The following is a 12137-nucleotide window of genomic DNA, read 5'->3' on the forward strand; positions in this document are numbered from 1 at the left end:
TCCAACTAAGGGCGGAATGCTCGGCATTGCGCTCTACGGGGGGTCCTGACGACTCCTGATCGCTCTGTGACTGATCGTCACAGTGGGGTGACTGTCCGTTATGGGGCGGTCCATCGGCTTCCGCCGCTGATGAACACCTCGGAGGGCAATTCCGTCGGTTTGGCCCTTGGGGCTGGACGGATGGTGTAGTTGTAGTGCCGAGGACAAGCCGTTCGTCCTATAACCGACTCGGCCCGCGTATGTCCATTTCGGGCAACGCGGGCCAAGGTGCAGAATTTAGAGGAAAGAACCGAGATGGTTCGGTTCTCCCGAGGAGGCCGCTCATGACCGCTCGCACCCCTGATGCCGAGCCGCTGCTGACCCCGGCTGAGGTCGCCACGATGTTCCGCGTGGACCCGAAGACGGTCACCCGCTGGGCCAAGGCTGGCAAGCTCACGTCCATCCGCACGCTGGGTGGACACCGGCGTTACCGCGAGGCTGAGGTCCGCGCACTGCTTGCGGGAATTCCGCAGCAGCGCAGCGAGGCCTGAGACACCGCACGCACCCCTGCTTTAACGGGTCTATATCGGGTCCCCCAATCCGATGAAACCCACATTGCTTCATGCGACTGAACCTGCCCCAACAGGTTCACGGTCGTCGATCGCGCTGGACTCCGCCGGGTCCAGCGCGATCTTTTTTATGCCCTGGTCAGGGCGGTATCGCGCGGGTGTGCGGAGGCCTGCGGGGTAGGTGCCATTGCACATATTAAATCGAGCGGGTGTATGGGTGCGATAAAAGCACCCCTTCCAAAAACTCATACGGTGACTCCCGTCACAGATGATCACTCTTGTATTCGCGGGAATGCACCCCGTAAGGGGGATGTCCGCCGCGGAGCGCCTCATGCGAACGGGGGATTCTCGCCGGGCCGGGCGGCCGGGCGGCCGGGCGGCCGGGCGGGGCCGGCGCGGGCCGGGGCGGTCGAAATCCGCCGGGAGCGGCCGGGATCCGACGGGGAGCGGCCGGAATTCGCCTGGAGCGGTTCGGCCCTGGTGGCAGGAGCGTGACGGCCGCGAGGGGCGGGGCGCGGTCGGTGGCGGCCGTCAGAGCCGCCGTGGGCGCGGGAACGGGTGCCGGAGGGCCTTTGAGCGCGCCTGCGGGCCCCGGGTGGCTCCAAGGCGCCCTGGGCGCCCCCGTATCCCCGGGCCGCCGAGGGGGATTTCCCCGGTCAACGCGTCAGGGCCCGCATCCCCTGGGGGATGCGGGCCCTGACGTTTCTGCGAACCTGACGGGACTTGAACCCGCGACCTCCACCTTGACAGGGTGGCGAGCTAACCAACTGCTCCACAGGTCCTTGATTTGCTGCCGCTCGGCGGCTGCGAATCAGACTGTACCGCAGCTCAGGGGGTGCAGTCGAACCGGATCACGCCGCCGGTCACCGGGCCGACGGCGGGGCCGCCGCGTCGACCGCCTTCACGATCCGCTTGTCGGAGACCGGGTACGCCGTTCCGAGGGCGTGCGCGAAGTAACTGACCCGCAGTTCCTCGATCATCCAGCGGATGTCGGTGACCGCCGACGGCACCGGCCGGCCCTTCGGCAGCTGCTCCAGCAGCCACGCGTACTCGTCCTGCATCTCGTGGACCTTCTCCATGCGCGTGGTGTCGCGCTGGACGCCCGTCGGCATCTGCTGGAGCCGCCGGTCCACCGCCACCAGGTAGCGCATGAGGTCCGGCAGTCTGCGCAGCCCGGTGAGGGTCACGAACCCGGCCGGCATGAGGGCCGCCAGCTGCGTTCTGACGTCCTGGAGGTTGGCGACCAGCGCGAGGCTGTTGGTGGCCTTCAGGCGCCGCTCGCAGGCCTGCCAGGCGGCCAGCACCTGCTGGACCTGGCTCACCGTCCGCACGGTCGTGTCCACCAGGTCCGCGCGGACGGCCTCGTAGAGGCGGCGGAAGCCCGCCTCGTCCCACGCGGGACCGCCGTGGTCGGCGATCAGCTTGTCGGCCGCGGCGGTCGCGCAGTCGTCGAACAGGGCCTGGATGGAGCCGTGCGGGTTCCTGGACAGGGCCAGCTTCTGCTGGTTGGTCAGGTGGTCCGAGGCGAACTTCGCCGGGTTCACCGGGATGTTCAGCAGGATCAGCCGCCGGGTGCCCAGCCACATCGCCTGCTGCTGCTCGGCCTCGGTGTCGAAGAGCCGTACGGAGACGCTCGCGCCCTCGTCCACCAGCGCCGGGTACGCCTTCACCGGCTGGCCCGCGCGCCGGGTCTCGAACACCTTGGTCAGCGTTCCGATGGTCCAGTCGGTCAGGCCGGTGCGCTCCACCGACTCCCCGCCCGCCCGTTCGGCGGTGGCCGCCGCTGCCTTGGAGAGGGCCTGGCGGGCCTTCGGCTTCAGCCGCAGCCTCAGCGCCTCGAGGTCCTTGTCCTCGGCAATCTTCTTGCGGCGCTCGTCGACGATCCGGAAGGTGATCTTCAGGTGGTCCGGGATCCGGGAGAGGTCGAAGTCCTCGGCCGAGACCGGCACCCCGACCATCCGCTGGAGCTCGCGCGCCAGCGTCACCGGCAGCGGCTCCTGCAGGGGCACCGCCGTGTCCAGGAAGCGGCCGGCGAAGTTCGGCGCCGGGACGTAGTGGCGGCGGATCGGCTTCGGCAGCGAGCGGATCAGCTCGGTGACGACTTCCTCCCGCAGGCCCGGGATCTGCCAGTCGAAGCCCTCGTCGGTGACCTGGTTCAGCACCTGGAGCGGAATGTGCACGGTCACGCCGTCCGCGTCCGCGCCCGGCTCGAACTGGTAGGTGACCCGGAACTTCAGCTGCCCCTGCCGCCAGGTGTCCGGATAGTCGGCCTTGGTGACTCCGGCCGCCTTCTCGGTCAGCAGCATCTCGCGCTCGAAGTCGAGGAGTTCGGGCTCCTCGCGCTTCTTGTGCTTCCACCACGAGTCGAAGTGCGCACCGGAGACCACGTGTTCCGGAATCTTCTGGTCGTAGAAGTCGAAGAGGGTCTCGTCGTCCACCACGATGTCGCGGCGCCGGGCCCGGTTCTCCAGCTCCTCCACCTCGGTGAGGAGCTTGCGGTTGTCGGCGTAGAACTTGTGGTGGGTGCGCCAGTCGCCCTCCACCAGCGCGTTGCGGATGAACAGCTCGCGCGAGACCTCGGGATCGATCCGCCCGTAGTTGATCTTCCGCTGGGCCACGATCGGCACGCCGTACAGCGTGACCTTCTCGTACGCCATCACGGCCGCCTGGTCCTTCTCCCAGTGCGGCTCGCTGTAGGTGCGCTTGATCAGGTGCTGCGCGAGCGGCTCGACCCACTCGGCCTCCACCTTGGCGTTCACCCGTGCCCACAGCCGCGAGGTCTCCACCAGCTCCGCCGACATCAGGAACTTCGGCTGCTTCTTGAAGAGCGCCGAGCCCGGGAAGATCGCGAACTTGGCGGACCGGGCCCCCAGGTACTCGTTCTTGTCGGTGTCCTTGAGCCCGATGTGCGAGAGCAGACCGGCCAGCAGCGAGATGTGGATGCTCGTCTCGGGAGCGTCGGCCTCGTTGACGTGGATGCCCATGGTCTTGGCGACCGTGCGCAGCTGCGAGTAGATGTCCTGCCACTCGCGGATCCGCAGGAAGTTCAGGTACTCCTGCTTGCACATCCGGCGGAACGAGGACGAGCCGCGCTCCTTCTGCTGCTCGCGCACGTAGCGCCACATGTTGAGGAACGAGAGGAAGTCGCTGGTCTCGTCCTTGAAGCGGGCGTGGTACTGGTCGGCCTGGGTCTGCTTGTCCGAGGGCCGCTCGCGCGGGTCCTGGATGGACAGGGCCGCCGCGATGACCATGACCTCGCGGACGCAGTTGTTCTTGTCCGCCTCCACGACCATGCGGGCCAGGCGCGGGTCCACGGGCAGCTGGGAGAGCTGGCGGCCCATCTGCGTGAGCCGCTTCTTCGGGTCCTTCTCCGTCGGGTCCAGGGCACCGAGCTCCTGGAGCAGCTGCACGCCGTCGCGGATGTTGCGGTGGTCCGGCGGATCGATGAAGGGGAACTTCTCGATCTCGCCCAGCCCGGCCGCGGTCATCTGGAGGATGACGGAGGCCAGGTTGGTGCGCAGGATCTCGGCGTCGGTGAACTCGGGACGGGCGTTGAAGTCGTCCTCGGAGTACAGCCGGATGCAGATGCCGTCGCTGGTGCGGCCGCAGCGGCCCTTGCGCTGGTTGGCGCTGGCCTGCGAGATCCGCTCGATGGGCAGGCGCTGCACCTTGGTGCGGTGGCTGTAGCGGGAGATGCGGGCGGTGCCCGGGTCGATCACGTACTTGATGCCCGGGACGGTGAGGGAGGTCTCGGCGACGTTCGTCGCGAGCACGATCCGGCGCCCGGTGTGCTGCTGGAAGACCCGGTGCTGCTCGGCGTGCGAGAGGCGCGCGTAGAGGGGGAGCACCTCTGTGAAGCGGAGGTTCCGTTTGTTCAGGGCGTCCGCCGTGTCGCGGATCTCGCGCTCGCCGGAAAGGAAGACCAGGATGTCGCCCGGCCCCTCGGACTGGAGCTCGTCCACGGCCTCGCAGATCGCCGTGATCTGGTCCCGGTCGCTGTCGTCGCCCTCTTCCTCCAGAAGGGGCCGGTAGCGGACCTCCACCGGATACGTCCGCCCGCTGACCTCGACGATCGGCGCGTCCCCGAAGTGCCGCGAGAACCGCTCCGGGTCGATGGTCGCGGAGGTGATGACCACCTTGAGGTCGGGGCGCTTGGGCAGCAGCGTGGCCAGGTAGCCGAGCAGGAAGTCGATGTTCAGCGACCGCTCGTGGGCCTCGTCGATGATGATCGTGTCGTACGCGCGCAGCTCGCGGTCCGTCTGGATCTCGGCGAGCAGGATGCCGTCCGTCATCAGCTTCACGAAGGTCGCGTCCTGGTCCACCTGGTCGGTGAAGCGGACCTTCCAGCCGACCGTCTGGCCGATCTCGGACTTCAGCTCCTCGGCGATGCGCTCCGCGACCGTGCGGGCGGCGATCCGGCGGGGCTGGGTGTGCCCGATCATGCCCCGGACGCCGCGGCCCAGCTCCATGCAGATCTTGGGGATCTGCGTGGTCTTGCCGGAGCCGGTCTCGCCCGCGACGATCACGACCTGGTGGTCGCGTATCGCCTCGGCGATCTCGTCCTTCTTCTGGCTGACGGGCAGGTTCTCGGGATACGTGACCTCGGGCATCCGCGAGGCACGGCCGGCCAGTCGCTCGGCGGCCTTCGCGGCCTCCGCGGCGATCTCGTCGAGCACGGCCTGCTTGGCCTCGGGCTTGCGGATACGGCGGGCGCCCTCGAGGCGGCGGCCGAGGCGGTGCGCGTCGCGGAGGGAGATCTCACCGAGGAGCGTCTGCAGGGCGGCGAAGGAAGTAGACATACCTGGTCGAGGATCTCACCCGGGGGCGCCGGGTGGCGAACGCATTTGTGGGGCGTACCCGTACCATTTCGGGACGACTCCCCCAGCCGTACGAGTGAGAGGCAGCCCACCTTGTCCCGCCGCAGCCGTGTGTGGTGCCTGCTCGGCGCCGTACTGGCCCTGCTGGCGGGAGGCGCGCTGCCGGCCGCCGCGGCGCAGCAGGCCCCGCCCGCGGCCGCCGCGGCCGCCGCCGCCCACTCGGCCCACGCCGCCCACGCGGCTCCCGCGGTCGCGTACGGGGGCAGTGGCCCGTCCTGCGCCCCCGCCGGGGACCACGGCCGGCCGCCCGTCGTGCCGCCGCGGGCCGGCGACCCGGGTCACGCCCACATCCCGGCCGCGGGGCGGCTCGCGGCGGACCGGGCCTGCGACGCCCGTGCCATACCCGTACGGAGCCTCGTACGCGGGCCCGACCAGCCGGCGCCCGGCCCTGTGGAGCTGTCCGTGATGCGGGTCTAGGAGGGCCGATCACCCACCGGTCCGCCTCATCACCCGTAGCACTGGAGCACCCGTGTCCTCTTCCAAGCCCGGCAAGACGTCCAAGAAGCCGCTGCACATCGCCGCCGGGGTCGCCCTCGCCGCACTCACCCTCGGTCTGGTCTCCTGGCAGGCCTCCACCGCCTCCACCGGCAAGCCCTCCGGCGGATCCGGCGCCTCCGCCGCGGCCCGCAGCGACCACTCGGCCGAGCTGAAGGCGCTGGCGCGCCGGGAGCCCGGCGACAAGCTCGCCGTCGGCCGCGCGGACGCGCCCGTCGTGCTGATCGAGTACTCCGACTTCCTGTGCGGCTATTGCGGCAAGTTCGCCCGGGACACCGAGCCCGAGCTCGTCAGGAAGTACGTGGAGGACGGCACCCTGCGCATCGAGTGGCGCAACTTCCCGATCTTCGGCGCCGAGTCGGAGGCCGCCGCCAAGGCCGCCTGGGCCGCCGGGCAACAGGACCGTTTCAGCGCCTTCCACGCGGCCGCGTACGCCGACGGCGCCAAGGAGAAGGGCTTCGCCGAAGCCCGCCTCCTGGAGCTCGCCGAGCAGGCGGGCGTCCCCGACCTGGAGCGCTTCAAGAAGGACATGGCCGGGGAGCAGGCCGCCGCGGCCCTGAAGCGGGACCAGGACGAGGGCTACCGCATCGGCGTGACCTCGACCCCGTCGTTCCTGGTCAACGGGCAGCCCCTCGCGGGAGCACAGCCCCTCGGCGCCTTCACCGCCGCCATCGCCAAGGCCAAGGCCGGGGCCGAGGCGGCGGCGCGCCCGTGACCGGCATCGGATACCTGGCCGCCCTGCTGGGCGGCCTCCTCGCGCTGCTCAGCCCCTGCAGCGCCCTGCTGCTGCCCGCCTTCTTCGCGTACTCGATCGACTCCGCCTCCCGGCTCCTGGCGCGCACCGGGATCTTCTACGCGGGCCTCGCGACGACCCTCGTACCGTTGGGGGCGGCCGGTTCGTACGCCGGGCGGTTCTTCCACGGCAACCGCGACGCGCTGGTCCTCGCCGGAGGCTGGCTGATCATCGCGCTCGGCCTGGCGCAGATCCTCGGGCTGGGCTTCGCCTCGCGGCGCGTCTCCGAGCTGTCGGGGAGGATCCGGCCGACGACCGCCCTGTCCGTGTACGCCCTCGGTGCGGTCTACGGGCTGGCCGGTTTCTGCGCGGGTCCGATCCTCGGCAGCGTGCTGACGGTGGCGGCGGTCAGCGGCAGCCCGGTCTACGGAGGCCTGCTGCTGGCCGTGTACGCCCTGGGGATGGCCGTACCGCTGTTCGTGCTGGCCCTGCTGTGGGAGCGGTTCGACCTGGGCGGGCGGCGCTGGCTGCGCGGGCGGGCCGTCCGGGTGGGCCGCTTCGAGCTGCACACCACCTCGCTGCTGTCCGGGCTGTTCTTCATCGCCCTGGGCGCGATGTTCCTGGTCTTCGACGGGGCGAGCGCCCTGCCGGGGCTGCTGGACGTGGACGACTCGTTCGCGGTGGAGGAGTGGGTCCGGTCCGTGGCGGACGGGGTTCCGGACTGGGCGCTGCTCCTGCTGGTCGCGGCGGGGGTGACGGCCGTCGCTCTGGCGCAGGGGCGCGGCAGCGTGCGTACGGCGGAGAAGGAGACGGAGACCGAGACGCGGTAACCACAGAAGGCCCCGTCCGAGGGACGGGGCCTTCCTGATGGTGGCTGGGGCCGGGGTCGAACCGGCGACCTATCGCTTTTCAGGCGATCGCTCGTACCAACTGAGCTACCCAGCCACGAAGCCGTTTCCGGCTTCAGCGATCCTGACGGGACTTGAACCCGCGACCTCCACCTTGACAGGGTGGCGAGCTAACCAACTGCTCCACAGGACCTTGCAGTGTGCGAGAACAAGTCTTGCACACGGTAATGCGTACCCCCAACGGGATTCGAACCCGTGCTACCGCCTTGAAAGGGCGGCGTCCTGGGCCACTAGACGATGAGGGCTAAAGGCCCGCCGGGCACTTTCCAGCGCGTCGGGGACGTGAGAAGCATATGGGATCCGGGGAGGGATCGCCAAAACGGTTTCCCCCGGACCGGGGGAGGAGCCCGGACCGGGGGGACAATGGCCCGGTGCTGGAGATGACGCGCGAGGAGTTCGAAGAGCTTGTCGCAGAGGCGCTGGACCGGATCCCGCCGGAGCTGACGCGGCTGATGGACAACGTGGCGGTGTTCGTCGAGGACGAACCTCCCGCCGAGGATCCCGAGCTGCTCGGGCTGTACGAGGGGACCCCGCTGACGGACCGCGGCGAGTGGTACGCCGGGGTGCTGCCGGACCGGATCACGATCTACCGCAACCCCACGTTGCGGATGTGCGAGGACCGGGAGAGCGTGGTCGCCGAGACGGAGGTCACCGTGGTGCACGAGATCGCCCACCACTTCGGGATCGACGACGAGCGGCTGCACGCGCTGGGGTACGGATGACCCGGCCGGTCCCCGGCGGCGAGGCCATCGACCCGGACGTCGACCTGCACGTGCCCGGGCAGCGCGCCGAGCCGCAGGGCCGGGTGCTCGCGGCGGTGGCGGCGGGCGGCGCGGTCGGGGCCTCGGCGCGGTACGGCATCTCCCTGCTGTGGCCGGCCGGGCCCGGGGCCTTCCCGTGGGCGACCCTGGTCGTCAACGCGTCGGGCTGCGCCCTGATCGGCGTACTGATGGTGCTGATCAGCGAGGGCGGCCGAACGGCGCCGCACCCCCTGGTGCGGCCCTTCGCGGGGGTCGGGATCCTCGGCGGCTTCACCACCTTCTCGACGTACGCGGTGGACTTCTCGCGGCTCCTGGACCAGGGGGAGGCGGGCACGGCGCTCGCGTACGCGGGGCTCACCGTGGCGGCGGCGCTGGGGGCGGTGTGGGCGGCGGCCGCGGTGACGCGCCGCGCCGTCCGGCGTCCGGCGGCGGCCCGGTGAACTGGCTGCTCGTGGTGGCGGGCGCGGCCGTCGGCGCGCCGCTGCGGTACCTGACGGACCGCGCGGTGCAGGTGCGGCACGATTCGCTGTTCCCCTGGGGCACCTTCGTGGTCAACGCGGCGGCCTGCCTGCTGCTGGGCGTGCTGACCGGTGCGCTGCCGGCCGGGGCCTCCTCCGGGCGGCTGGAGCTGCTGCTGGGGACGGGCCTGTGCGGGGCGCTGAGCACGTACTCGACGTTCTCGTACGAGACGCTGCGGCTGGCCGAGCGCGGCCGGCCGTTCCTCGCGGCGGCGAACGTGGGGGCATCGGTGCTGGTCGGGCTGGGCGCCGTACACCTCGGGTCGCAGGTGGCGCGGCAGCTGTTCGGCTGAGGGCGTGTCCCTTACGGGCCAAAGGGAGTTGGGCTACTTGACCCGCTCATGCGGACCGCTCACCCCCAAGGCTCGGAGGTGCCCTCGTGCGCCAGTTGTCCGCTTCCCTCCGACTGGCCGTCACCGCGCTCGCGGTCGCGGCGACGGCGGGCTGCATGAGTGTCGGCGAGGACTCGGCGAAACCCGGGCCCTCCGCCTCGTCCGACGATCGCGGCGGCGCCACGGCGGGCGGGGGGTCCACGACCGGCCGCGGCTCCGGGGTGCACGGCAAGGGGCACGGCGCGAAGGACGGTACGGGGACCCAGGACGGCAAGCCCAAGGAGGACGGCAAGGCGTCCGGCGCGACCGGCGGCTCGCCGAGCCCGGGCGCGCCGAGCGGCAAGCCGGGCCTGCCCTCGCCGTCGGCGGGACCGGGCGGCGGTGCGGGGGGCCAGGGCCCGCACGAGCCTTCCGGGGGCGGCTCGGGAGGGTCGGGCGGATCCGGGGGCTCCGGGGGGTCTGGCGGCTCGGGCGGATCAGGCGGATCGGGAGGTTCCGGTTCGGGCGGTTCAGGGGGTGGGCAGCAGTCGGCCAGCCCGACCCCGCCGCCGGCCACCACGCCCCCTGTGACGGAACCCACGCCGGCGCCGACGAGCCCGCAACCCGATCCGAGCACCGCGCCGGGGTCGTAGCCGGGGCCCGCTCCGGGCGCACCCGCGCTCCGCCCGACCCCGGGCTCAGGGCATCTCCGCAGGTCAAAGCCGTTTTGCTGGAGTGACTTGCCAGACCCGGGGGAGGGTGCGTATGGTTATAGATCGTTTGATCCCATTGCCCGGCGCCGAATCCGAAGAGCGCCGTGTGGCGCGTACTCTCCCTAGCCGTGGCTGACCGCATTGAGGCGGTCGATTTGCGATTCACGGAGTTTGGGCGCGTGCCGAGACTCCGGAAGGTTTCGCATTTCGCATGTCCATTTCCAGTTCTGACCGTGCCGTCATGCCCGAGAACGACTCGAACGAGATCGTCGACGCCGTTGAGGCCGTAGAGGCCTTCGTGGTCGACGAGACCATCGAGGCTCTTGAGGCCGACGTGACGACCGACCAGTCCATCGACTCCGTCGACGCCGAGGGCGACGACGAGTCCGGCGCCGACGCCGAGCCCACGATCACCTTCGCGGACCTCGGTCTGCCGGAGGGCGTCGTGCGCAAGCTCGCGCAGAACGGCGTCACCACCCCCTTCCCGATCCAGGCCGCGACCATCCCGGACGCCCTGGCCGGCAAGGACATCCTCGGCCGCGGCCGCACCGGCTCCGGCAAGACCCTCTCCTTCGGTCTGCCGACCCTGGCCTCGCTGGCCGGCGGCTTCACCGACAAGAAGAAGCCCCGCGCGATCATCCTCACGCCGACCCGTGAGCTCGCGATGCAGGTCGCGGACGCCCTCCAGCCCTACGGCGACGTGCTCGGCCTGAAGATGAAGGTCGTCTGCGGCGGCACCTCGATGAGCAACCAGATCTACGCCCTCGAGCGCGGTGTCGACGTCCTCGTCGCCACCCCGGGCCGTCTGCGCGACATCATCAACCGCGGCGCCTGCTCCCTCGAGAACGTCAAGATCGCCGTCCTCGACGAGGCCGACCAGATGGCCGACCTGGGCTTCCTGCCCGAGGTCACCGAGCTGCTCGACCAGATCCCCGGCGGCGGCCAGCGCATGCTCTTCTCCGCCACCATGGAGAACGAGATCGGCACCCTGGTCAAGCGCTACCTGTCCAACCCCGTCACGCACGAGGTCGACAGCGCCCAGGGCAACGTCACGACCATGACGCACCACGTGCTCGTCGTGAAGCCGAAGGACAAGGCGCCGGTCACGGCCGCCATCGCCGCCCGCAAGGGCCGCACCATCATCTTCGTCCGCACCCAGCTGGGCGCCGACCGCATCGCCGAGCAGCTCGTCGAGGCCGGCGTGAAGGCCGACGCGCTGCACGGCGGCATGACGCAGGGCGCCCGTACCCGCGTCCTCGCCGACTTCAAGGACGGCTACGTCAACGCGCTCGTCGCCACCGACGTCGCCGCCCGCGGCATCCACGTCGACGGCATCGACCTGGTCCTGAACGTGGACCCGGCCGGCGACCACAAGGACTACCTGCACCGCTCGGGCCGTACCGCCCGTGCCGGCAAGTCCGGTGTCGTCGTCTCCCTGGCCCTGCCGCACCAGCGCCGCCAGATCTTCCGCCTGATGGAGGACGCGGGCGTCGACGCCTCGCGCCACATCGTCCAGGGCGCCGGCGCCTTCGAGCCGGAGGTCGCCGAGATCACCGGCGCCCGTTCGCTGACCGAGGTCCAGGCCGACTCCGCGAACAACGCCGCCAAGCAGGCCGAGCGCGAGGTCGCCGAGCTCACCAAGCAGCTGGAGCGTCTGACGCGCCGTGCCGGCGAGCTGCGCGAGGAGGCCGACCGCCTGGTCGCCCGTTCCGCGCGCGAGCGCGGCGAGGACCCGGAGGCCGCTGTCGCCGAGGTGGCCGAGGCCGCCGAGGCCGAGGTCGCGGCCGCCGCCGCGGCTGCTGCCGCCGAGCTGGCCGCACAGGAGCGCCGCGAGGAGCAGCGCGCCCAGCGCGACGACCGCGGCAACTTCGAGCGCCGCGACAACCGCGGTGGCGACCGCGGTGGCGACCGCGGTGGCTTCCGCCGTGACGACCGCCGTGACGACCGCGGTGACCGCGGTGGCCGTCCGTCCGGTGGTTTCAACCGCGATGACCGTGGTGGCGACCGTGGTGGCTTCCGCCGCGACGACCGTCCGTCGGGCGGTTTCCGCTCCGGTGGCGACCGTCCCGCCGGTGGCGGCTTCCGTCGCGACGACCGCCCCTCGGGTGGTTTCAACCGCGATGACCGTGGTGGTGACCGTGGTGGCTTCCGCCGCGACGACCGTCCGTCCGGTGGCTTCCGCTCCGGTGGCGACCGTCCCGCCGGTGGCGGCTTCCGTCGCGACGACCGCCCCTCGGGTGGTTTCAACCGCGATGACCGTGGTGGTGACCGTG

At 71.0% G+C, this 12137-nt stretch carries 9 protein-coding genes and 4 tRNA genes; 8 read left to right on the forward strand and 5 right to left on the reverse strand.

The window, feature by feature from the left end; all coding sequences use genetic code 11:
• The first annotated feature begins 323 nt into the window (after window positions 1-323).
• Complete coding sequence (gene bldC / locus ACZ6I1_RS24280; protein WP_003949541.1) at window positions 324-530, forward strand: developmental transcriptional regulator BldC; 207 nt, start codon at window positions 324-326, stop codon at window positions 528-530.
• Between the two features lie 726 nt (window positions 531-1256).
• Here bldC and ACZ6I1_RS24285 read toward each other — a convergent pair.
• Together ACZ6I1_RS24285 and hrpA are read right to left on the reverse strand one after the other, a co-directional pair.
• Window positions 1257-1330 (reverse strand) — tRNA-Asp (locus ACZ6I1_RS24285).
• A gap of 81 nt (window positions 1331-1411) precedes the next feature.
• Window positions 1412-5347: an ATP-dependent RNA helicase HrpA gene (gene hrpA / locus ACZ6I1_RS24290; RefSeq protein WP_469290422.1), complete on the reverse strand. Its 3936-nt coding sequence runs from the start codon at window positions 5345-5347 to the stop codon at window positions 1412-1414.
• Between the two features lie 111 nt (window positions 5348-5458).
• On the opposite strand from hrpA, the gene ACZ6I1_RS24295 reads away from it, so the two are divergent.
• Genes ACZ6I1_RS24295 through ACZ6I1_RS24305 form a run of 3 tightly spaced genes read left to right on the forward strand, consistent with a single transcriptional unit; the run spans window position 5459 to window position 7483 of the window.
• Entirely contained in the window at window positions 5459-5842 is a 384-nt protein-coding gene (locus ACZ6I1_RS24295) for a hypothetical protein (protein ID WP_469290423.1), read from the forward strand.
• A 52-nt stretch (window positions 5843-5894) separates the two neighbouring features.
• Window positions 5895-6635, forward strand: coding sequence for a DsbA family protein (locus ACZ6I1_RS24300; RefSeq protein ID WP_469290425.1), 741 nt, complete (start codon window positions 5895-5897; stop codon window positions 6633-6635).
• Window positions 6632-7483 (forward strand): cytochrome c biogenesis CcdA family protein, encoded by an 852-nt coding sequence (locus ACZ6I1_RS24305; protein ID WP_469290427.1) that lies wholly within the window; start codon window positions 6632-6634, stop codon window positions 7481-7483. Before ACZ6I1_RS24300 ends, ACZ6I1_RS24305 begins: the two co-directional genes overlap by 4 nt.
• Before the next feature lie 38 nt (window positions 7484-7521).
• On the opposite strand, the gene ACZ6I1_RS24310 is transcribed toward ACZ6I1_RS24305, so the two are convergent.
• The 3 genes from ACZ6I1_RS24310 to ACZ6I1_RS24320 all read right to left on the reverse strand — a co-directional run bounded on the left by ACZ6I1_RS24310 (window position 7522) and on the right by ACZ6I1_RS24320 (window position 7806).
• Window positions 7522-7598, reverse strand: a tRNA-Phe gene (locus ACZ6I1_RS24310).
• A 22-nt stretch (window positions 7599-7620) separates the two neighbouring features.
• A tRNA-Asp gene (locus ACZ6I1_RS24315) sits at window positions 7621-7694 on the reverse strand.
• A 39-nt stretch (window positions 7695-7733) separates the two neighbouring features.
• Window positions 7734-7806, reverse strand: a tRNA-Glu gene (locus ACZ6I1_RS24320).
• Between the two features lie 126 nt (window positions 7807-7932).
• On the opposite strand from ACZ6I1_RS24320, the gene ACZ6I1_RS24325 reads away from it, so the two are divergent.
• The 4 genes from ACZ6I1_RS24325 to ACZ6I1_RS24340 form a co-directional block, all read left to right on the forward strand.
• On the forward strand, window positions 7933-8283 hold the full coding sequence (locus ACZ6I1_RS24325; protein WP_362582075.1) for a metallopeptidase family protein: 351 nt from the start codon (window positions 7933-7935) through the stop codon (window positions 8281-8283).
• Window positions 8280-8762: a FluC/FEX family fluoride channel gene (locus tag ACZ6I1_RS24330; RefSeq protein ID WP_469290430.1), complete on the forward strand. Its 483-nt coding sequence runs from the start codon at window positions 8280-8282 to the stop codon at window positions 8760-8762. Before ACZ6I1_RS24325 ends, ACZ6I1_RS24330 begins: the two co-directional genes overlap by 4 nt.
• The gene (locus ACZ6I1_RS24335) at window positions 8759-9133 is read left to right on the forward strand and encodes a fluoride efflux transporter FluC (RefSeq protein ID WP_469290432.1); all 375 of its coding nucleotides are present in this window, start codon (window positions 8759-8761) and stop codon (window positions 9131-9133) included. Before ACZ6I1_RS24330 ends, ACZ6I1_RS24335 begins: the two co-directional genes overlap by 4 nt.
• Window positions 9134-10105: 972 nt before the next feature.
• The coding region (locus ACZ6I1_RS24340) for a DEAD/DEAH box helicase (RefSeq protein ID WP_469290434.1) at window positions 10106-12137 on the forward strand (2032 nt) is incomplete at its 3' end.

Source organism: Streptomyces sp. NPDC046303 (genome assembly GCF_055588085.1).

Excerpts from the sequence above, each read along its gene's own strand:
- bldC (WP_003949541.1), top strand. The coding sequence starts at position 324 with ATGACCGCTCGCACCCCTGATGCCGAGCCGCTGCTGACCCCGGCTGAG.
- hrpA (WP_469290422.1), bottom strand. The coding sequence starts at position 5,347 with ATGTCTACTTCCTTCGCCGCCCTGCAGACGCTCCTCGGTGAGATCTCC.
- ACZ6I1_RS24330 (WP_469290430.1), top strand. The coding sequence starts at position 8,280 with ATGACCCGGCCGGTCCCCGGCGGCGAGGCCATCGACCCGGACGTCGAC.